The organism is Gordonia paraffinivorans (assembly GCF_900683595.1).
GTDB classification, from domain to species: domain Bacteria; phylum Actinomycetota; class Actinomycetes; order Mycobacteriales; family Mycobacteriaceae; genus Gordonia; species Gordonia paraffinivorans.
On record NZ_CAACYD010000006.1, the window covers coordinates 1,304,188 to 1,324,495 of the forward strand.

The following is a 20,308-nucleotide window of genomic DNA, read 5'->3' on the forward strand; positions in this document are numbered from 1 at the left end:
CGGGTGGGTATCGTCCGGACATGAGTGAGGCAGACACGAGTGGGCCGGGCGAGAACATCGCGGACAGCACCGCCGAGGCGGTCGGCAAGGTGGGGGAGGCACTCGAGTACGTCGAACGTGCTCGCGGGCACCTGTACAGCTTCCACCAGCTCATCGGGCATGCGGACCTGCTCCTCGGCGAGGCCGTCGACGCTCTGCGGGAGGACGGGCACGAGGAGATCGCCGAGACCCTGCAGACAGAGATGGTCGGCCGCAATGTGCTCGACGGGCGCTGGACCTTCCAGATCATGGAGGAGTTCGACGACACCTATTGGCAGCCGTTCCGGGACCACACCGACCACATCCGCAACGAGCTGACCGACGGTGTCCGGCACCTCCAGGAGGCGAGGATGAAGGAGAGCCGCCGTACCCACGGCCATCCGGACCACACCAAGGAGCCGCCGGGCAAGGACTCCTCCGACTCAGGCGGACATCCGCTGTAGGAGAGCTTCTTTCGCGGCGGGCCACTCGTCGTCGGTCATGGCGTAGAGCGCGGTGGTCCGCCAGCCGTCACCGAAGCGCCGGTGCTTGCGGAGCAGCCCCTCGAAGCGCGCGCCGAGCTTCTCGATCGCGGCGCGCGACCGCGCGTTGAGCTCATGCGTGTGCCACGTGATGCGAACGGCCCCGCACTCCTCGAAGGCATGGCGCATGAGCAGGTACTTGGCGGTCGGATTGACGACGGTGCCCTGCACATCGTCGGCATAGAACGTGTAGCCGATGCAGACGCTGAGGTTGGCGGGGTCGATCTCGTAGAAGCTCGTCGAGCCGACGACCCTCCCGTCGAGGTTGTCGACGACCGCGAAGGCCACTCGCGACTCCGGGTCGGCGAGCGCGGTCTCGACATACCGGCGCGCGGAGGGGAGGTCGACCGGGACATTCGGCGACCACCGGAACCGAGCCGGGTCACCGACGACGGTGGCGAGTTCCGCGGCGTCGTCGAGGGTGAAGGCGCGCAACGTCACACGCTCGCCGACGAGGGGACCGCGCCCCAGCCACGAACTCATGTCAGGCTCTCCCCGTGAATGTCGGTGGGGCGGTGGTGGCTTCGACGCGGTTCGCGTCGATGGGGCGCCGCAACCTCGAGGCCAGCGGCTCGCGTAGCGAGGTGCGCGCCAACGTCGCGATCAGGTAGACCAGCAACGCCGCGTGCACCCACACCGAGCCCGCGACGCCGGTCAAGATCCACCACGGGAGCGGATCGCCTGCGTCGCGGATCGGGAACAGACGGAAGATCGTCAGGTCCAGCGCCACGTCGGTGGCCAGATAGATCACGATCACCTGCCAGCGGACCCTCATCAGCACGAAGAAGGGCAGCAGCCACAGCGTGTACTGAGGAGAATGCACCTTGTGGAACAGCATGAACCCGGCGAGCATCGCGCCGCTCACGCCGATCCAGGGGAAGATCCCGTCCCGCTTGTACACGCGCCATCCGAGATACATGGCCACCGCGAACGATGCCAGGACCAGCAGCGGGGACAGCACACCCACCAGTGAGTGATAGGTGTCGGTGGTCCCGGTGAGATAGCGCAGGCCCCAGTACCAGATCGAATTCGTGTCGACGTCGGCCTTGCGCCGTCCCTGGAACGACAGCGCCGCCTTCCACCCCTCGAAGCCGAGCACCATGAACGGCAACTGGATCGCCACGACGGTCAGCACCGCCGTTCCGGCCACCCAGGCTGCACCGGCCCAGTCCAAGCCGCGCCGCGCGGCGTCCCGCACGTCGACGGCACCGCCGGTGAGGACGTAGGCCGCCAGCGGCAGCACGAAGATCCCGGGATAGAGCTTGAGGCAGAACCCGATCGAGAGCAGGACCGCGGCGAGGATCGCGCTGGTGCGGAGTCCGAGTCGCCGGCGGCCGGTGTCGGGGTCGGCGGAGGCGCCCCATGCCATCACCGCGATCGCCCCGACCGCGGTCGCGACCACCGGCAACTCCCAGTTGTGGAAGGAGTACAACACCAGCGGTGGCGTGGCCGCCCACAACAGCGCCCACCACCGGACCATCAGCGCGAGCATGACGGTGATCGCGAACCCGAACGGCGCGAGCAGGAGCGCCGACTGCGTGAAGAACGCGGTGTCGGTGTGGGCCCCGATCGCGCCGAGGTACATGAACAGGCCGGACAGCACCGGGTATTCGACGACGCCGCCGAACAGGGTCCCGTCGGGATTGATCCCGCCGTGGATGTACGGGAAGACGTGGTTGTTGATGTCGCGGCCGAGCCACAGGTACATCAGGTCGGAGTAGCAGGGGATGAGTCCGCCGTCGCCGGCCGGCCAGTTGCGGCTGCGGCCCTGCGCGTCGAAAGGGGCGCCGCCGCAGGCGACCTTGGCCTGGTAACTCCAGAACATCGTGGCGGCGGTCGCCAGCAGCGACACCAGCACGATCACCGCGGTCTCGCCGCGACCCGACAGACGACCGATGCGCCGAGACGGGGTGGTCAGCGGCTCCGACATGGCCAACAGAGTAGGTCGTCGCGCTGCGCGGCGCGCAAGCCGCACCCGCCTGCACGCCCTGGTGACGACTGACCTGCGGTTTCGGAGAATATGCCCTGGTCATGTATCTTTGACAGGTTGCCGACGCAGGCGACCCTCCTGCCACGGACAGTCCGTGGCCGACCTAGCCCATAGGAGGTGATGTGGTCTTATGCGTCACTACGAACTGATGGTCATCCTCGATCCGAATCTGGACGAGCGCACCGTCGCACCCTCTCTCGATACCTTCCTCAACGTTGTCCGCCAGGACGGCGGCAAGGTGGATGCTGTCGACATCTGGGGCAAGCGCCGTCTTGCTTACGAGATCGCCAAGCACAGCGAGGGCATCTACGCCGTCATCGACATCAGCGCCGAGCCCGCCACGGTCAGCGAGCTCGATCGTCAGCTGAAGCTGAACGAGTCGGTTCTGCGCACCAAGGTCCTGCGGAAGTAGTCCACAGGGTTTCTGGAACGTCTGAAGACGTCGGTACCGGGTTCTAGGGTTGTCCTCGAATCCGGTGCATGTCGATCAGCGAGTGCCCACCAACGACCCAAGGGGAAACACACATGGCAGGCGACACGGTCATCACCGTCATCGGCAATCTGACCGCCGATCCGGAACTGCGGTTCACTCCGTCCGGGGCAGCGGTTGCCAACTTCACGGTGGCTTCCACTCCTCGCACGTTCGATCGTCAGACCAACGAGTGGAAGGACGGCGAAGCGCTGTTCCTCCGCTGCAACATCTGGCGTGACGCCGCGGAGAACGTGACCGAGAGCCTGACCAAGGGAACCCGGGTCATCGTGCAGGGACGCCTCAAGCAGCGGTCTTACGAGACCAAGGAAGGCGAACGCCGCACGGTGGTGGAACTCGAGGTCGATGAGATCGGCCCCTCACTGCGTTATGCCACCGCCAAGGTCAATCGTGCCTCGCGCGGCGGTGGTGGCGGTGGATTCGGATCGGGCGGCGGCAGCCGCGGCGGTTCGGGTCAGCCGGTGGCCGACGATCCCTGGGGCAGCGCACCTGCCAGCACCGCCGGATCGTTCGGCGGCGGGGACGACGAACCACCTTTCTGAACACTCTTGGGTTCACGCACGAAAGTGCCTGAGCCCGAAGGCAAGACTGGAGCAATACACACATGGCAAAGGCAAAGGCCAGCCGGAAGCCTCGCGTCGAGAAGGTCACCAAGACCAAGGCGTGCGGCTTCTGCAAGGACAAGAAGGCCGTCATCGACTACAAGGACACCGCGCTTCTGCGTCGCTTCCTGTCCGACCGCGGCAAGATCCGTTCGCGCCGCGTCACCGGCAACTGCGTGCAGCACCAGCGTGACATCGCGGTGGCCGTGAAGAACTCGCGTGAGGTGGCCCTGCTGCCCTTCACCTCGACCAGCCGATAAGCGGAAAGGATCAGTTGACATGAAGCTCATCCTCACCGCCGCCGTGGAGAACCTCGGCGAAGCCGGCGACATCGTCGTGGTCAAGGACGGCTACGGCCGCAACTACCTGCTGCCCCGCGGCCTGGCCATCAAGGCCACCCGCGGTGCCGAGAAGCAGGTCGAGGGCATCCGCCGGGCGCAGGAGGCCCGCGAGGTCCGCGGTCTCGAGCACGCCAACGAGCTGAAGCAGGCCATCGAGGGCCTGGAGAAGATCTCGCTGGACGTCAAGACCCACGACTCGGGCAAGCTGTTCGGCTCGGTGACCGCAGCAGACGTCGCCGGTGCCATCAAGTCGGCCGGCGGCCCCGTCGTCGACAAGCGCAACGTCGTCCTGCCCAAGGGACACATCAAGTCCACCGGCAGCTACCCGGTCACCGTCAACCTGCACCCGCAGGTCGCCGCGACCGTTCAGCTGGACGTCGTCGCCGCGAGCTGACGCACCGCATCTGACGCAACAGGGCCGGGTGGAAGAGATTCCACCCGGCCCTGCTGCATGTCCGGAGTCCTTCTGTGCGGGTCTACTTCGGTGCCGGGGGAGAGGCGGGCAGCTGATTCCAGTACTGGAGCCTCGGCGGCAGGTAGCGCGGTGCCGGGTTCGGGCTGTGGGCGACGGCGCTGGTGCCCGGTCCCAGGGTGTCCCAGGACGGGAAGAAGAACTTGTGCCACGCAGGCGTGAAGATCAGCGCCCGCGCGCCGGTGCGGCAGGCGACGACGTCGGGGCGTGGGACGGTGCACGTGACCCCGGCGATCGTGACGCGCTTGCCGACCCCGAGTACCGGAGGCCGGAAGCCGGCACGCGACCCCCAGTGGTAGGTGTCGTCGGGCATCACCCACCAGGGGCCCTGTTGGTCGCCGGCGATCGCGGCTCCCGACGCCCCGCGCGGAGCGGTCGCCGGATGCCCCTTGCAGCCGACGTAGCGGTAGCCCTGACCGATCTGGCACATCCACCGACCGGCGGTGAAGAACGATCGGCCGTTGTCGGCGTAGGCGAGCGACCGATAGGTCGTGGGATCGACGGGTTGGTAACGGGCGAGATCGAACTCGACCGGGAGAGTCGGTCCGGCCGGTGCGGCTACCGCCGGCGGTGCCCCGATCGCCACTCCGCCCGCCGCCACGAATGCAGCGAGCGCGCCGACCGTTCTGCGGATGATCCGGCTTCGCAACCCCAACCTCGACACGTCGGCAATTGCATCACATTGCCGGTGTCTCCGTCTGCGATCCGGCGACAAATCGACGGCCAGGGCCAGGGGTCGCGGCGCGCGGACCAGTGGTAATGAGAGTCACTCAAAGAGTTCACCGAATGATCCACCACAGAGGGTGGTGGGAGCGGACGCAACACGCCCAAGGTGCGACGCGCCGATGAGCGGCAAAGAGTTTTCAGTTTCTTGATTGTGGAAACATCTCAGGCCCCTGACCTGGGAGTTCAGTGTTGTACACACCTGAATTCCCAAAGTGTTCCACAACGGCTGCACAAACGCTCCCCCGTCCACTCACACCCCATCCACAAGTCCTCCCCAGATTCATCAACAGGTGGGTTTGAGTCGACGCCACCGACCCCCTAGTGTCACGCGACAGCGTCTCCGTTCGTCCGGAGCACGACGCCGTCGGTGGATGTCGGTGCGACCGGATAGGAAAGAGACAGACATGCACGAGGTCGACACCGGGGACTCGCGAGGTGGCCAGCCGGGGCCGACACCACAGAGGTCGTGTCCGTCCCTGTGTAGGGGATGGATCGAGCGTTGCGAGAGGTTAGACACGCGTGGCTGTTGTGGATGACCGCGGGCACGGTCCCGCCGCTGGTGACCGGAACAAGAAGAAGGGCCGCGACGGCGACGTCCTCCCGGCCGAGGACTTCGGTCGTCAGCCCCCGCAGGATCTCGCCGCCGAGCAGTCGGTGCTCGGCGGCATGCTGCTGTCCAAGGACGCCATCGCCGACGTCGTCGAGAAGATCCGCACCCAGGACTTCTACCGTCCGGCGCATCAGGCCATCTTCGAGGCGATCCTCAATCTCTACAGCAAGGGCGAGCCCGCCGACGCCGTCACCGTGGCCGCCGAACTCGAGCGGGCCGGCGAGCTCAAGCGCGTGGGCGGTGCTCCCTATCTGCACACCCTGATCTCCACGGTCCCGACGGCGGCCAATGCCGGCTTCTACGCCGAGATCGTCGCGGAGAAGGCGATCCTGCGCCGCCTCGTGGAGGCCGGCACCCGCATCGTCCAGTACGGTTACGCCGGCAGCGACGGTCAGGACGTCGCCGAGGTCGTCGACCGTGCCCAGGCCGAGGTCTACGAGGTGACCGAACGTCGCCAGGCAGAGGACTACGTGCCCCTCGAGGAACTCCTGCAGCCGACGATGGACGAGATCGACTCCATCGCCTCGCGCGGCGGCATCTCGCTCGGTGTGCCCACCGGCTTCGCCGACTTCGACAAGCTGACGAACGGCCTGCATCCGGGCCAGATGATCATCGTGGCCGCACGACCGGGTGTCGGCAAGGCGCTCGCCCTCGACACCCCGCTGCCCACTCCGACCGGGTGGACAACGATGGGCAAGGTCGCCGTCGGCAACGAGCTGCTCGACGCGCACGGCCGGCCCACCAAGGTGGTCGCTGCGACGGACGTGATGACCGACCGTCCGTGCTACGAGGTCGAATTCAACGACGGCGCGGTGCTCGTCGCCGACGAGCAGCACCAGTGGGTCGCCGAGATCGACGGTGAGCGTCAGCTCGTCACCACCGGAGGCCTGCGCGCACACGTCGGCTGCGCGGTCATCCGCAACACCAAGGCGCTCGACCTGCCGCGCAAGCGTTTCGCCTACGGCCCCTACACAGTTGCGGCGCTGGCCGGAATGGCCTTCGACGATCCCGAGATCGGGATGCGCATCGACGCCGAGGGGCCCGTCGACGTCATGACCCTCATGGCCGACCTCGGCGGCCGCATCCCGTACGAGTACCTGCGCGGGTCGGTCGCTCAGCGTCGGGCCTTGCTCGCCGGCATCCTCGACGCGCGCGCCACCGTCGACGACGACGGCTGGATCACGGTTCCCGCGGCCACCCGTCACATGACGGCCGTGATCGCGGACCTCGTCGCGGGACTCGGGTACAGCTACAAGCGTTCGGCGACCGGATGGCTTCGCGTGGACGCCGACGACGATGTCTTCACCGTCCATCACAAGGCGGTGCGCCACAAGGAACTCCGCCGCAAGGCCGGGGTTCGGCGCGTCGTCGCGGTGCGGCCCGTCGACTCGGTTCCGGTGCGGTGCGTGCAGGTCGACAACGCCGAGCACATGTACCTGGCCGGAGAGGCGATGGTGCCCACCCACAATTCGACGCTGGCCATGGACTTCCTGCGGTCGGCGGCCATCCACCACAATCTGCCCGCGGCCATGTTCTCCCTCGAGATGAGCAAGACCGAGATCGTCATGCGCCTGCTGTCGGCGGAGGCGAAGGTCAAGCTCGCCGACATGCGTGCAGGCACGATGAGCGACGACGACTGGACGCGGCTGGCGCGGCGGATGGGCGAGATCTCGGATGCGCCGTTCTTCATCGACGACTCGCCGAACCTGACGATGATGGAGATCCGCGCCAAGGCCCGCCGCCTCAAGCAGAAGCACGACCTGAGAGTCCTCGCGGTGGACTACATGCAGCTGATGACGTCGGGCAAGAAGGTCGAGTCCCGCCAGCAAGAGGTCTCGGAGTTCTCGCGTCAGCTGAAGCTGCTGGCCAAGGAGCTCGAGATCCCGGTGATCGCGATCAGCCAGCTCAACCGTGGTCCAGAGCAGCGCACCGACAAGAAGCCGCAGGTGTCGGACCTCCGCGAGTCCGGATCGCTGGAGCAGGACGCCGACATGGTGATCCTGTTGCACCGTCCCGACTCGATCGAGCGCGACGATCCGCGTGCCGGTGAGGCCGACATCATCGTCGGCAAGCACCGTAACGGCCCCACGGCGACGATCACCGTCGCGCACCAGCTGCATCTCAGCCGGTTCGTGGACATGGCGCGCGGTTGACCCGTTCGGGTTGACGGGCTGTGCCTCTGGTCACAGTTCGCCAATTCACGATTGCAAAGGTTCTTCACTCTGTGCTGAAGTGATCAGCGTCGGCGCGCGGCGTCGGCGCTGATCGTCGTTCGGGGGGGGGGGGGATGACTCGTGTCGAGGCGCGTTCTGCGCAGAAGTGCAGCGGTGGGCGGCGTGATTGCTGCCGGGTCGCGATCGTGATGGCAGGGCCGGTGTCGTCCGCTGGCGGGCACGGGGGTTCTCTGCTGTGCTCGCCGCCGGCAGCGGCCGAGAAGGCGTGGCTGACGCCTGGAGCGCCTCGCACTTCGATGCCGCTGCGGGCAACGGATCTTCGGAGCCATGCCATCCGTGTCGGCTTGTGGCAAGCGACCCACTATGACTCCGCCGACGGTCACCGTCGATCCGGTGGCTCTCGCCTGACCACATTCCACGATCGGGTCGTCTGCACATTCGACAGGGAGACCCCTTGTATGAGAAAGCAATCCATACGCCTGGGTGGCGTCGGGGTGGCCCTCGCCGTCGGGACGGGCGCATCGGTGCCCGGGGTCGGAAGCGCGTCGGCGGCGCCGTTGATCACCTGTGCGGGCGCGATCTGCACCAACCACGGCGACACCTGGGGCATCGGGTACGGGAGACACCAGTGCACCAACGGCTTGAGCTATCCGTCGATCGCCGTCGTCCCGCCGCACGGGACGGCAGCGGTGCTCCCGGCCAACTGCGGTCCGGCGACCCCGCTGTACCGACCGGTTCGACTCACCATTCATCCGACGGGGGAAATACGATGAAGCGCTGGAGATTCTTGGCAGTCCTGACGGCGACTGCCGGTCTGGTCGTGGCGCCTGCCGTGACCGCTGATGCCGCTGTGCCGAAGGTGCGTGCCGGCATGGAGATCAACGTCGACGAGACGCTGATCACCGCGTCGAGCTGCACATTGGGAGCCGTTGTCTCCGAGACGAAGGCGCTGACCGCCGGCCATTGCGGCAAAGTCGGACAGGTCGTGTACGACCGGGGTGGGGCCCCGATCGGAAAGATCACCGCCAACGAGATCACCCGCAAGCTCGACATCGCCGTCATCACCCTCGCGTCGCGTGTTGCGACGAAGCCGGATGTCGTGGAGTGGAACGCTGTTCTCGAAGCCGGACAACCCATCTCGAAGTTCGGTATCACCACCGGCCACGGCACCGGGCAGATCATCGATTCCCGGCCCGAGCTCATCACCTCGCAGGGCTTCTCCCTCGCGCCGCCCTTCTTTCTGGAACAGGACACCTACTCGGTGAAGACCACGCTGCGATCCCAGAGCGGCGACAGTGGTGCGGGTGTCCGCGACGCCGACGGCCGAGTGGTCGGGATCCTGTCGTCGGGCGACGACAAGCACACCTTCATCGCGCCGGTCTCACGGCTGCCGATGCGACTGCGCTAGCCGAGCCGGGGTTCGTCAGACCCGTTGCACGACAACGGCTGCGCCGAGACCCAGGCCGCCCGGGATGACGAGCAGCGCGAACTCCCCGTCGACTCGTGCCAGCTGATCGAGCGCATTCACCAGGATGGTGCCGCCGCTGGCGCCGAGCGGATGGCCGGTGGCGACCGACCCGCCGCACGGGTTGACGATGTCGGGGTCGAGCCCGAGCTCTCGCTCGACCAGCAGCGGTGAGACCGCGAACGATTCGTTGGCCTCGACCACGTCGAGATCCGCGGCGGTGATGCCGGCGCGGGCCAGCGCGTCGCGTGCCTCCTGCACCCCGGCGGTGAGGCGCGGCGACCGGACGGCGGCCTGGGTGGCGGCCAGGATTCGGCCGATGGGACGCATACCCGTGGTCGACGCCGCGCGGGCCGATCCGAGTACCGCCGCGGAGGCGCCGTCGGAGAGCTGGGGTGCGGTGCCGATCGTGTGGAGGCCGCCCTCGGGGCGCCGGGAGTCGGGGATCTGTCGGGCGACCAGGTCCCATGACGGGTCCTCGCCGAACAGGGTGGGCAGCGCCGCGAAGTCCTCGAGAGTCGCGTCGGGACGCGCACCCTCGTCGCGGTCGAGGACGACGGCGTCGTCCGAGCCGATCGGGATGACCGAGTCCGACGCCGGTGCGGCGGCCGAACGGTGGTGTGACCGGACGGCATAGGCGTCGAGGTCGCTGCGCGTGAGGCCGGCATCGGCGGCGTTGAGATCGGCGGCGACGCCGATCGTCACGTATCCGGTGGCATTCTGCAGCTCGCCCTCGAATGCGAAGGCCGGCTTGTCGAAGAGCATCGGAACCCGCGACATCGACTCGACGCCCCGGCGACGACCAGGTCGTGCATACCGGAGGCCACCTTGGCCGCCGTGGTGCCGATCGCGTCGAGACCCGAACAGCACAGCCGGGAGACCGCTCCGCCCGGGACGGTGTCCGGCCACCCCGCCCACAGTGCGGCTGCACGCGCGACGTCGCCGCCCTGTTCGCCGGCTGCGGTGCTGGTGCCGATGATCATGTCCTCGACGAGGTCGGCGTCGAGGCTGCGCTGTTGCATGGCCCGCAGCAGCGTGGCCAGCAACTCGTAGGCGGAGACGTCTGCGAGAGTCCCGCCGCCACGCCGCAGGCGTCCCTTCGGGGTGCGGACGGCGTCGTAGACGAGGACGTCGGATGCGAACTGGGACAACGAGTTCTGCCTTCCCGAACCGGTGATCGGCTGGACGAGGTGACGGGGGAGGGGCTCAGAGGCCGACCGCGGCGGCCGGGTCCTCGGCGTCGCGCCAGCGGCGCAACTCCTCACCCGACGCCCAGGTCGAATGCGTGCCGCTCGAGATCCGCTCCGGCAGTTGCAGTTTGCACACCGGGCCGTCCGAGACCCGGGCAGCGTCGAAGACGAGGCAGTACGACGCGTCCTCGTTCATGTCGGTCGTCAGGGTGACCAGGTATCCATCGTCCTCGGAGGTGCTGCCGACGCGAGGTGCCATCGAGGTCTCGCTGCCGTACACGCCCTCGCCGAAGGAGACCTGCTCTTCGCGTCCGGTCTCGAGGTCGTGCTTGACGAGACCGTTGAACAAGAACCAACCCGGCTTGCCGGTCGCGGCGTAGACGTAGCGGTGGCGGCGGCCGCCGAGCGAGCCGTTGATCATGCCGAACTCGGTGATCTGTTCGCTCAGCGGCTCTTCTTTCACCGCGCCGGTGCTCAGGTTGAAGCGCCAACGGTGCAGCCGGGTCTGCAGGTTGTCGAGCGCGAGGTAGGAGAACACCTTCTCCTCGAACGTCTTCGCCTTGCGCTGCGGTTCGGGTTCGCCCTGGTAGAAGCCGTCCATGACGATCTCGTCGCCGTCCTCGTAGGCGTTGACGAAGTGCAGGACGTAGGTCGGGTCGGCCTCGAACCACTTGATCTCGGACGTCTGCCCGCGCCGGGGGATCACCGCGAACCGGGAGGGGATGTCGCGGAAGAAGCGAGGTGCGTGGATGCCGTGCTCGAGACCGGCCGGATCCCAGAACATCGGCAGGTCGTTGAGGATGGCGTAGTTCTCGGTGAACGCCATGTCGTGCGGAAGGCGCGGCCCGGGCAGCGGGATGTCGACGTAGTGGGCGAGGTCGTTGTTCTCGTCCACGACGCCGTACTTCATGTACGGCGCCTCCTTGCTGTAGTTGAAGAACAGCAGCTCACCGGTCGCCTCGTCGACCTTGGTGTGCGCCGAAACGCCCCAGTGATACGGGAACTTGCCGTTCCAGTCTTCTTTGCCCAGCGTCTCGGCCGTGTAGGGGTTGAGGCGGTAGAGGTCGCCGCACTGCCAGAAGCTGGTGAGGGCGGTGCCGCGGTGCACGATGACGTCGGTGCTCGACGCATCCTTCATCCGACGCCGAGAGCCCCAGCCGTCCTCGCGGATCGCCCAGTCGGGCATCTCCATCATCCCGGCCCACAGGGCGTGACCGGCCTCGTTCTCGGCGAGGAGGCCATCGGTGCGCACGAAGCGGTTGCGGTAGAACGCCTTTCCGTCGCGGAAGCCGACGACGTGGATCATGCTGTCGCCGTCGAACGGGTGGTAGTTCTTGATCGCCGGGTGCAGCGGGTTCTCGGTGTTGCGCAGGTACACGCCGTCGAGATCGGTGGGGATCTCGCCCTCGACGACGGTCAGGTCGTCCGCTTTCCACTCGTCGAGCAGATCAGCGGCGCGACCTACGACAAGATCGACGACCAGGGCCTGCACCTGAGCTTCCGCGACGACGAGGGCAACGTGACCGAGACCCGCCTCCTCGAGGTCGACAACGTGGTCATCTGCGCCGGCCAGGAGTCGGTGCGCGACCTCGTCGATCCGCTGACCCTCGCGGGCGTGACGACCCACGTCATCGGCGGCGCCGACCACGCGGGCGAACTCGACGCCAAGCGGGCCATCCGACAGGGCACCGAGGTGGCCGCCGGATCGACTGACCGCTCGGTCATCTCACCCCACTCGCGTCACCGCCGTTGCGTCCCGACTCCTCCACGGACCCGGACGCAACGGCGGTTACGATTGCGCACATGCCGGTACCGCCGCCTTCTGAAAACGCCCGCGCCGTCGTCACCGGGGCCTCCTCCGGCATCGGACGCGAGCTCGCCCGGGTCCTCGCCGCCCGCGGCCATTCGGTCATCCTCGTCGCCCGCCGCGGCGAACTCCTCGAAGAACTCGCCGTCGAACTGCGCAGCAACCACGACGTCGCCGTCGAGGTCCGCGCGGTCGATCTGTCCGACCCCGCCAGGGTCGAGGTCCTCGCCGCCGAGTTCGCCGGACGCGAGATCTCGGTCCTGTGCAACAACGCCGGCATCGCCACCTTCGGGCCGGTCGCCGAACTCGACCCCGACTACGAGCGCGCCCAGGTCCGGCTGAACGTCAACGCCGTTCACGATCTGACGCTCGCGGTGCTCCCGCAGATGGTCGAGCGCGGCGCCGGCGGCATCCTGATGGTCGGTTCGGCCGCGGGCAACATGCCGATCCCCAACAACGCGACGTATGCGGCGTCGAAGGCCTTCGTCAACACGTTCAGCGAGTCGCTCCGTGGTGAGGTCTCCGGTCAGGGCGTGCACGTCACACTGCTGGCCCCCGGCCCGGTGCGCACCCACACCCCGTCGCCCGAGGAGGCCTCGATCGTCGACAAGGTGGTGCCCGACTTCCTGTGGCACAGCTCGGCGAAGGTGGCCGAGATGAGCCTGGATGCGTTGGAGCACAACAAGATGCGCATCGTGCCCGGCACTCTGTCGAAGGCGATGTCGGTGGCCGGCGGCTACACCCCGCGCGCCATCGTGGCGCCGATCGTCGGCGGCTTCTACAAGAAGTTCAGCGCCGAGTGACGATCCGACACCGCGCCGGGTGAGCGCTCACGAAGCCCACACCGCCGGCGCGCTCACCGCTTCCGGCGACGCCCCGTCCCGAAGATCGCCCGGCTGAACTCCCGACCGGCGGCGCTGGCCGCCGACCGCAGGAAGCTCTGCATCGGCTTGCTCGTGAGCACCTCGGTGAGGATGCCGGGCTCCTCCGGAGCGGGCTTCGGCGCCCTCGGGGCGGGAGCGGGCGCCGGGACCGGCGCCGGTGCGGGAACGGGGATGGGCGCGGGCGCCGGGGCATCGGCGGCCTCGCCCGGGGACAGGGTGTTCGCGGCGAGCTTCTCGTAGGCGGACTCGCGGTCGATCGTCTGCCCGTACTTCGCGTACAGCGGGCTCGCCTTGGCGGCCGCGGTGATCGCCTCGTCGCCGATCGCCTCCATCGACGACCGCGGTGCGCGGACCACGGTCCACGCAACCGGCGTCGGCGCACCCTTCTCCGACAGCACCGTCACAACGGCCTCGCCGGTGCCCAGCGAGGTCAGCGCTTGCTCGAGCTTGTAGACCTCGGAGACCGGATAGGTCTTGACCGTCTTCTTCAGCGCCTTCTGGTCGTCGGGGGTGAAGGCGCGCAACGCGTGCTGGATGCGTGCGCCGAGCTGCGACAGCACCTCGTTGGGGATGTCGGTGGGCAGCTGCGAGCAGAAGAACACACCCACGCCCTTCGAGCGGATCAGTTTCACCGTCTGCTCCACCTGGTCGACGAACGCCTTCGACGCGTCGTCGAACAGCACGTGCGACTCGTCGAAGATGAAGACGAGCTTGGGCTTGTCGAGGTCGCCGACCTCGGGCAGGTACTGGAACAGGTCGGCGAGAATCCACATCAGGAACGTGGAGAACAGCACCGGGCGCGCGGACTGCGCGCCGAGCTCGAAGAGGGTGACGATGCCGCGGCCGTCCGGGGCGAGGCGGATGAGGTCGGCGGGCTCGATCTCTGGTTCGCCGAAGAACGTGTCGCCGCCGTCGGCCTCGAGGTTGGTCAGGGCCCGCAGGATGACCCCGGCCGTCTGCCGCGAGACGCCGCCGATGTTCTTCAGCTCCTCCTTGCCCTCGTCACTGGTGAGGAACGCGATGACCGACCGCAGGTCCTTCAGGTCGAGCAGCGGCAGCCCCTTCTTGTCGGCCCAGTGGAAGATGAGTCCGAGGGTGGATTCCTGCGTGGCGTTGAGGCCGAGCACCTTGGAGAGCAGGATCGGTCCGAACGACGTGATCGTCGCGCGGATGGGTACGCCGATGCCGGTCGAGCCGAGCGAGACGAACTCCACCGGGTACGACGTGGGTTGCCAGTCGTCGCCGGTCTGCTGTGACCGTTCGACGATCTTGTCGTTGCTGCTGCCCGGCCGGCTCAGTCCCGACAGGTCGCCCTTGATGTCGGCCATGACCACCGGCACGCCGTTCGCGGAGAGCTGTTCGGCCAGCAGCTGCAGGGTCTTGGTCTTGCCGGTGCCGGTGGCGCCCGCGACGAGTCCGTGCCGGTTCATCATCGCGAGCGGGATGCGCACGGCGGCGGCGGGATCGACCTGGCCGTCCACCGACACCGATCCGAGTTCCAGTGAGGTCGAGGTGAAGGCGTAGCCGGCGGCGATGGACTGGGCAGGGCTGAGGGCTTCGGTCACGTGGACACGATAGCCCGCGAGGTGCCCACGGGTTCGGCTCCGCGGCGGTCATGTCGCGCCGCGTTGGCTAAGGTTGTCGGGTGCAGGACAAACTGGTGTGGATCGATTGCGAGATGACCGGACTGCGACTCGAATCGGACAAACTGATCGAGATCGCGGCGCTGGTCACCGACGGTGACCTGAACATCCTGGGTGACGGCGTGGACGTCGTCATCCACGCCGACGACGAGGCGCTCGCCGCGATGCCGGACGTGGTCAAGAAGATGCACGCCGACTCCGGGCTCACCGAAGAGGTGCGCAGGTCGACGGTCACCCTGGCCGAGGCGGAGAAGATGGTGCTCGACTACATCCGCAAGCACGTGACGACGCCCGGCGCCGTCCCGCTTGCCGGTAACTCGATCGCCACCGACCGCAACTTCATCGCCCGCGACATGCCCGAACTCGACGCATACCTGCACTACCGCATGGTCGACGTCAGCTCGATCAAGGAGCTGTGCCGCCGCTGGTACCCGCGCATCTACTTCGGTCAGCCGGAGAAGGGGCTGGCCCACCGAGCACTCGCCGACATCCGCGAGTCGATCCGCGAGCTGCGCTACTACCGGGAAGCCGCGTTCGTGCCTCCCCCGGGCCCGGCACCGATGCCCTCGCCAAGATCGTCGAGAAGCTCGGACCCGCCTGAGAAATGGCAGGTCAGAATACCGATTGGTGTTCCGGGGCATCTACCCGCTAGAGTGTTCATGGCTCTGAGGCCAGGAGCGAAAGCCCGGGTCGAAGACGTCGATGGTGGATGTAGTTCAGTTGGTAGAGCACCAGGTTGTGATCCTGGCTGTCGCGGGTTCGAGTCCCGTCATCCACCCCTGATGAGTGGGAGGTCGCACACGCGGCCTCCCACTTCTGGTTTTCGAGCCGACCGCTTCGCGCTCAATGCAGCCATCCGGGCCTGACGACCCGGGAACCGATGTCGCACGCGACACCGATCCGGATCGTCGACCTCGATCGGTGTCGCCGCCTCGGAACCGTGTCGCCCGCGACATCGATCCGGCCCAACGGACGATGTTCCCGAATGCGTCACCGCGCACACGCCACCGGCTCGACAGCAGCGATCCCGTTGCGCCTGAGACCGGTTCGCGGGCACAGACGCAACGGGATCGCCGCCGCTGCTCGGCTACTCGTCTTCGGAGGAGTCCGGCGAGGAGTCGTCCGAACTCGACCGCGACTCCTCCTCCGGGGTCGGCACCGGTTCCGGGTCCTCGGCCCCCTCGTCCTCGGCGGCGGGCGCCACCTCGGCCGGCGCTGCGGCTCGGGGCTCACTCGTCTGAGGTGTCTCGACGACCGGCGCGGGCGAACTGGTCGTCGTGGTGACGGGCACCGTGGGTTCCGGCAACACGAACCTGAATCCCGCTGTGCCCGAGGGCTTTCAGATCGCCTTGCCCGCCACGCTCGGGGCCGTGAACGTCACCCACCCGGTGTAGGTGCGCCCGGCTCCAGCTCCTCGGGCAGCTGCGGCGACGGACCGCCCGACGCCCGGCCGGCATCCTGTTCCACTCCCCCGACGATCGCACCGAAGTCCTTCCACGAGACAGACAACAACCGGTGGCCTCCGCCGGCATCGGACGTCGTGATCGACATCTTCACCGCCACCGTCGCGGGCGCACCCTCCGACGGGGCATCGGACTCGACCTGTTGGATCGTCGCCGAGCCGAGGTCGGCGCCGTCGCTCGCCACGATCGGGAAGCGACTGCCCACGTCGACGTCCGACGGTGTTGTCGACCCCCGCCCGGCCACCGGGGTGTCGGCGGACGTGCTCTCGGAAGCACTTGCCGGGGAGGAACTCTCGGACTCCTCCGAGGATGAGGCCCCCGAGCTCTCGGACTCGGAACCCTCCGCGCTCTTCGACGCCGAGCTCGTCGAGGACGAACTCTCGACAGAGCGGGATGGCGAGGCACTTTCCGAGTCCGGCGCCAGGCGGGCCATCGCCATCCGCGACGCGGGAAGTGTGGTGTCGGAGTCCACCGCCGGCAGCGATCTACCGATGCCGCACTCGGCGCGGACCAGCTGCATCGACACGGTCCAGAAGCTCACGTGCGGCCACAAGGCGGATTGGATGTCGATGTCGAGGACCAGGGTGGAGACGGCGTAGTCCGGTTCCTGCCGCACGATGCTACGCAGCGTGCCCGCCACGTGCAGGCCGACCGCGTCGTCATCGATGACGACCTCTTGGTTCGCCTGCGGCACGGAGTAGTAGTTGTTGGAGCCGATCCCGATCTCGATGGGCGACCCGGACGGAGCCTCGGCACGTGTCGTCACGGTCCTGCCGTGATCATCCGACTCGCAACTGACCGCGGCCCGGAACTCGCCGGTGGTGTCCATCAGGGACAGCCGATCCGACGGATCGATGGCCGTGGATCGCGGAATGATCTCGAGGTCCTTCGCCAGGCTCTCCGCACTCGCCGCGATGTTCCCGCCGTCGCGCGACCAAGCCGCGGCAGACCGTCCGGTTCCCCGAACCACACCAGAGCTGAACAGCCCCGACTTCGAGTTCGTGAACCATTCCCCCGGACCGGGAACGATGCTCGAACCCTGATCGGCGAAGGTGTGGGTAGCGGTGGTGACCTCGAACGAGTTCGAGGTGATCACGCGTTCGGTGTGAACCTCCCCCGTCACCGACCGCGCGTACCCGTCGGTGGCCGGCGCCTTGCCGAAAACGGCGCATCCCGAACACCTTGTCGTTCCACGAGGCGAGCACGCCGGTGGCCTGGCCGAGCACACCGAGGATCGCGACGAGTCCGACGACGGTGATCAAGATCTTGCTGCGTTTGCTGAGGTTCATGGGTGGACCGATATGTCTGGTAGGGGAAGCACCCTGCGGCGCAGGGCATTGCGGCTGTGCGGGGTTGGGGGCCGGTCTACGCGTCGTCCGGACGTCGGCCTGTGGACGGCTTCGGCCAGAAGGTCCACAGGACCAACAGCGCTGCACCGAGTGTGATGGCGGCGAGAACGTACGGGTGCGACAACCACACGACCTGCCTCGCGAGGCCCGGCACGTGCCACAGCACCTTCTTCACCGTCGAGACGCGGTAGGGCTCGGGATCGGGGTTCGGGTTGGCGTCGCCCTGCATCTCGATCTCGACCCGGCCGCCGCCGATCGGCGTCACCGAGATGGCGCGGTGGGTGATCGGCTTCAGACCGGGACCACGGTCGACGGTGACGATGTCGCCGACCTTCACCTGCGCGGCCGGGATCTCGTGGACGACGGCGGCCGATCCCTGAGGGATGGTCGGGTCCATGGAACCGGTCTTGAACAGGATGATCGAATAGTTGCCGACGAATGCGACGACGGTCAGCACGATGCACAGGACGCCGAACACCGCGAGGATGTTCAGTACCGCGTCGCCGAGGCGTCGCGACCGCGGACGCCGCGACGTGGGGGGTCCGGAGCCAGGCCGACCCGGTTCTCGTCCGAGCAGTTCGCCTCGGCCGCAACAGAATCGGACACCCACCGGGATCGGCTCGGTGGGGGCTTCCGACGGCGGGACGAACGTTGTCGGGACGACCGGGGGCGGGGTCGGCACCTGCCGCGCCCTCGGCACCACATGGGCGCCTCCGGGCGGTCCGAACTGCTTCCACGAGCCGCTGATGTCGCCTGTTCTGCCGCTACCCGGCTTCACGGTCGTGGTCATGCAGTGCCCTTTCGAGATCTGGGTCGAGTACTTCTGTGCGTGGTCGGTTCGGCGCGAAACCGAGGAAATGGGTCCTGGACCGGAGAGTCCCCGGCGACCGAGGGGCCCGCCCCGGGAGGAGTGCGGCGAAGGGTCGCCGACCGCTGGTCCCGGGCCGGGTCCGCCCGTCAGGCCTCGGCGCTCTCGGCCTTCATCTCCCACACCGCCTCGGCGGAGGTGTCGGAGATCTGGTTGGGGTTGGCGGTCGCCGGCAACGTGACCTCGAAGGTCAGCTCCTTCGTCTCCCCTTGGGGACGGTGATGGTGGTCGACGCGCCCTGGCTGCTCAGCTTCTTCTTGTCGACGTACGTGCCGGTCGAGTCCTTGATCGTCAACTCGAGGACATCGGCCAGCGAGTTCGGCGACGGGGTGATCGTCGGAGCCTGGATGGTGACCAGCCCGTCGAGATTGCCATTGGTCTCCCGGAGCCAGAACTTCCCGGTGGTGGTCTGGCCGGGCATCAGATTGAGCGCGTCGATCGGCGTCGCGGAGAAGGCGATCTTGCCGCCGGGGCCGGTCGCGTACTCGTTGTAATTGGTGCCGTCGATGCTGCCCTGCACGTTCCAGGCGGTCTTCCCGACCCCGAACTCGCCGTTGCCGAACACGGTGTCGTTCCAGGCGGCGAGGGTGACCACGGCGCCGACGCCGAGAACGGCTCCCGACGCGAGGATCGCCTTGCGCTTGCGGCTCTTGCGGACGCGTTCCTCGTCGGTCAGAGGTGCATTTCCGGGGGTCGAGTTGTTCGTCATCGTCCTTACACAATCTCTGCGGGGTGGGCAGGATTTCTACCCACCGGTAACCGGACTTACTGTGCTTTTGCGCGTCATCGATCAGCAAACCCGAACGTGTGAATCCACTCACCCGTCGGTGCGTTATTGCACGGGCGGATCATGGCCGCACCGATCCACAACCGGCTTATTCTGGACAAATCGAACCCTGGTCATTCGACCAAATCACTAATGTCCCAGAATTTTCGACAATGAGTATTGGCAATGCGTGTCAGGAATCACGCCCATTCCAAATCGAAATATTCCGCTGACGGCGCCACCTCGCAACGTCTCCCGGCGCCCCGGCAGCACTCACGCCTACCGCGGCGCTGCTCTCTTCGGACATCGGCTGCTGCGTCGATGCTCTCCGCGAGCCAGTCCCCCAGCCAGGCGATCGCAGTGCGCCCGAGCTCGTCCACGACGAACCGCGCGTAATCGGTGTGCGCATGGCCGGAGTAGAACTCCTTGGCGGTGACCGCGTCGCGGATGATCGCGGACGGATCCGTGATCGCCTGCTTTGCGACGATCCTGGTCAGATCCTTGGCGAGCTCTTTGAACCTCGGTGAGATCAGCTCGGACAACAACCCCGTGTGCGCGTCATCGCCCTCGTCGGGGTCGCGGGCCGTGTCCACCGTCAGCGAGACCAGCTTCCTGCCGACGTCGACCACATCTGCGACGTCGATGTCGGTATCGGGCAGAGATGCCGCCCCGAGGCGAGCCCCGGCGGCCCCCGCGGCCGACCAGGTCAGCTCTTGGATCTCTCCGAGGAGGTCGGCGGCACGCTCGAGGTCGACGCGGTCGAGAATCCGGCACATGGCGGCACCGACCTCGGCGATGCCGGTCTCGTCGGGGATGAGGTCGAGGACGCGCGCCACCCTGCCGTAGTCGACCTTGTTCGCGAGCTTGACGAAGGGACGGAGCCGGAGATTGACCGAGCCGGCCACCCG

19 protein-coding genes, 1 tRNA gene and 4 pseudogenes are annotated in these 20,308 nt (G+C 67.4%); 12 read left to right on the top strand and 12 right to left on the bottom strand.

Annotated elements, in window-relative coordinates:
- The first annotated feature begins 20 nt into the window (after nt 1-20).
- Nucleotides 21-482 carry a hypothetical protein gene (locus tag E1P53_RS12890; protein WP_131734506.1) on the top strand — a complete coding sequence of 154 codons (462 nt, stop codon included), beginning with the start codon at nt 21-23 and terminating at the stop codon, nt 480-482.
- On the opposite strand, the gene E1P53_RS12895 is transcribed toward E1P53_RS12890, so the two are convergent.
- Both E1P53_RS12895 and E1P53_RS12900 read right to left on the bottom strand, forming a co-directional pair.
- Nucleotides 462-1,043, bottom strand: coding sequence for a GNAT family N-acetyltransferase (locus tag E1P53_RS12895; RefSeq protein ID WP_006901161.1), 582 nt, complete (start codon nt 1,041-1,043; stop codon nt 462-464). The two genes, E1P53_RS12890 and E1P53_RS12895, sit on opposite strands and share 21 nt — an antisense overlap.
- Nucleotide 1,044: 1 nt before the next feature.
- Nucleotides 1,045-2,490: a glycosyltransferase family protein gene (locus E1P53_RS12900; protein ID WP_131734507.1), complete on the bottom strand. Its 1,446-nt coding sequence runs from the start codon at nt 2,488-2,490 to the stop codon at nt 1,045-1,047.
- A gap of 190 nt (nt 2,491-2,680) precedes the next feature.
- Between E1P53_RS12900 and rpsF the strand changes: the two genes are divergently transcribed.
- The 4 genes from rpsF (at nt 2,681) to rplI (ending at nt 4,377) form a co-directional block, all read left to right on the top strand.
- A complete protein-coding gene (rpsF, locus tag E1P53_RS12905) occupies nt 2,681-2,962 on the top strand; it encodes a 30S ribosomal protein S6 (RefSeq protein ID WP_006901163.1) in 282 nt (93 codons plus the stop codon).
- Between the two features lie 113 nt (nt 2,963-3,075).
- A complete protein-coding gene (locus E1P53_RS12910) occupies nt 3,076-3,582 on the top strand; it encodes a single-stranded DNA-binding protein (protein WP_006901164.1) in 507 nt (168 codons plus the stop codon).
- A gap of 62 nt (nt 3,583-3,644) precedes the next feature.
- Nucleotides 3,645-3,902 (top strand): 30S ribosomal protein S18, encoded by a 258-nt coding sequence (rpsR, locus tag E1P53_RS12915; protein WP_131734508.1) that lies wholly within the window; start codon nt 3,645-3,647, stop codon nt 3,900-3,902.
- Nucleotides 3,903-3,921: 19 nt separating this feature from the next.
- Nucleotides 3,922-4,377 (top strand): 50S ribosomal protein L9, encoded by a 456-nt coding sequence (rplI, locus tag E1P53_RS12920; RefSeq protein ID WP_006901166.1) that lies wholly within the window; start codon nt 3,922-3,924, stop codon nt 4,375-4,377.
- Between the two features lie 82 nt (nt 4,378-4,459).
- Here the strand turns inward: rplI and E1P53_RS12925 are convergent, their stop codons facing one another.
- Nucleotides 4,460-5,128: a hypothetical protein gene (locus tag E1P53_RS12925; RefSeq protein ID WP_131734577.1), complete on the bottom strand. Its 669-nt coding sequence runs from the start codon at nt 5,126-5,128 to the stop codon at nt 4,460-4,462.
- 572 nt (nt 5,129-5,700) lie between these two features.
- On the opposite strand from E1P53_RS12925, the gene dnaB reads away from it, so the two are divergent.
- The 3 genes from dnaB to E1P53_RS12940 all read left to right on the top strand — a co-directional run bounded on the left by dnaB (nt 5,701) and on the right by E1P53_RS12940 (nt 9,373).
- Entirely contained in the window at nt 5,701-7,944 is a 2,244-nt protein-coding gene (gene dnaB / locus E1P53_RS12930; RefSeq protein ID WP_131734509.1) for a replicative DNA helicase, read from the top strand.
- A 479-nt stretch (nt 7,945-8,423) separates the two neighbouring features.
- Nucleotides 8,424-8,738: a hypothetical protein gene (locus E1P53_RS12935; protein ID WP_181954833.1), complete on the top strand. Its 315-nt coding sequence runs from the start codon at nt 8,424-8,426 to the stop codon at nt 8,736-8,738.
- Nucleotides 8,735-9,373, top strand: a complete 639-nt coding sequence (locus E1P53_RS12940) for a trypsin-like serine protease (protein ID WP_131734510.1) — start codon at nt 8,735-8,737, stop codon at nt 9,371-9,373. The genes E1P53_RS12935 and E1P53_RS12940 overlap by 4 nt, the downstream gene beginning before the upstream one ends.
- A 15-nt stretch (nt 9,374-9,388) precedes the next feature.
- Here E1P53_RS12940 and E1P53_RS20790 read toward each other — a convergent pair whose 3' ends face one another.
- The 3 genes and pseudogenes from E1P53_RS20790 to E1P53_RS12950 all read right to left on the bottom strand — a co-directional run bounded on the left by E1P53_RS20790 (nt 9,389) and on the right by E1P53_RS12950 (nt 12,112).
- Nucleotides 9,389-9,760, bottom strand: coding sequence for a beta-ketoacyl-[acyl-carrier-protein] synthase family protein (locus E1P53_RS20790; protein WP_244941188.1), 372 nt, complete (start codon nt 9,758-9,760; stop codon nt 9,389-9,391).
- Between the two features lie 210 nt (nt 9,761-9,970).
- A pseudogene (locus E1P53_RS20795) lies at nt 9,971-10,695 on the bottom strand (thiolase family protein); the annotation flags it as partial.
- Nucleotides 10,637-12,112, bottom strand: coding sequence for a carotenoid oxygenase family protein (locus E1P53_RS12950; protein ID WP_131734511.1), 1,476 nt, complete (start codon nt 12,110-12,112; stop codon nt 10,637-10,639). The pseudogene E1P53_RS20795 and the gene E1P53_RS12950, both read right to left, overlap by 59 nt.
- Here E1P53_RS12950 and E1P53_RS12955 point away from each other — a divergent pair.
- Nucleotides 12,056-12,325, top strand: a pseudogene (locus E1P53_RS12955) (NADPH-dependent 2,4-dienoyl-CoA reductase); the annotation flags it as partial. The gene E1P53_RS12950 and the pseudogene E1P53_RS12955 overlap by 57 nt on opposite strands.
- A gap of 98 nt (nt 12,326-12,423) precedes the next feature.
- Nucleotides 12,424-13,230 (top strand): mycolate reductase, encoded by an 807-nt coding sequence (gene cmrA / locus E1P53_RS12960; RefSeq protein WP_006898434.1) that lies wholly within the window; start codon nt 12,424-12,426, stop codon nt 13,228-13,230.
- A gap of 53 nt (nt 13,231-13,283) precedes the next feature.
- Here the strand turns inward: cmrA and E1P53_RS12965 are convergent, their stop codons facing one another.
- Complete coding sequence (locus E1P53_RS12965) at nt 13,284-14,876, bottom strand: helicase HerA-like domain-containing protein (RefSeq protein ID WP_131733698.1); 1,593 nt, start codon at nt 14,874-14,876, stop codon at nt 13,284-13,286.
- Nucleotides 14,877-14,989: 113 nt separating this feature from the next.
- On the opposite strand from E1P53_RS12965, the pseudogene orn reads away from it, so the two are divergent.
- Nucleotides 14,990-15,448: pseudogene (gene orn, locus E1P53_RS21050) on the top strand (oligoribonuclease); the annotation flags it as partial.
- Nucleotides 15,449-15,659: 211 nt separating this feature from the next.
- Nucleotides 15,660-15,732: transfer RNA gene (locus E1P53_RS12975), tRNA-His, on the top strand.
- Between the two features lie 309 nt (nt 15,733-16,041).
- Here E1P53_RS12975 and E1P53_RS20805 read toward each other — a convergent pair.
- The 5 genes and pseudogenes from E1P53_RS20805 to E1P53_RS20465 all read right to left on the bottom strand — a co-directional run.
- On the bottom strand, nt 16,042-16,263 hold the full coding sequence (locus E1P53_RS20805) for a hypothetical protein (RefSeq protein WP_230823374.1): 222 nt from the start codon (nt 16,261-16,263) through the stop codon (nt 16,042-16,044).
- 68 nt (nt 16,264-16,331) lie between these two features.
- Nucleotides 16,332-17,540 (bottom strand): hypothetical protein, encoded by a 1,209-nt coding sequence (locus E1P53_RS12980; protein WP_244941176.1) that lies wholly within the window; start codon nt 17,538-17,540, stop codon nt 16,332-16,334.
- Nucleotides 17,541-17,782: 242 nt separating this feature from the next.
- Nucleotides 17,783-18,556 carry a signal peptidase I gene (locus E1P53_RS12985; protein ID WP_244941118.1) on the bottom strand — a complete coding sequence of 258 codons (774 nt, stop codon included), beginning with the start codon at nt 18,554-18,556 and terminating at the stop codon, nt 17,783-17,785.
- A gap of 268 nt (nt 18,557-18,824) precedes the next feature.
- Complete coding sequence (locus E1P53_RS12990; RefSeq protein WP_244941119.1) at nt 18,825-19,343, bottom strand: SipW-dependent-type signal peptide-containing protein; 519 nt, start codon at nt 19,341-19,343, stop codon at nt 18,825-18,827.
- A gap of 257 nt (nt 19,344-19,600) precedes the next feature.
- A pseudogene (locus E1P53_RS20465) lies at nt 19,601-20,308 on the bottom strand (hypothetical protein); the annotation flags it as partial.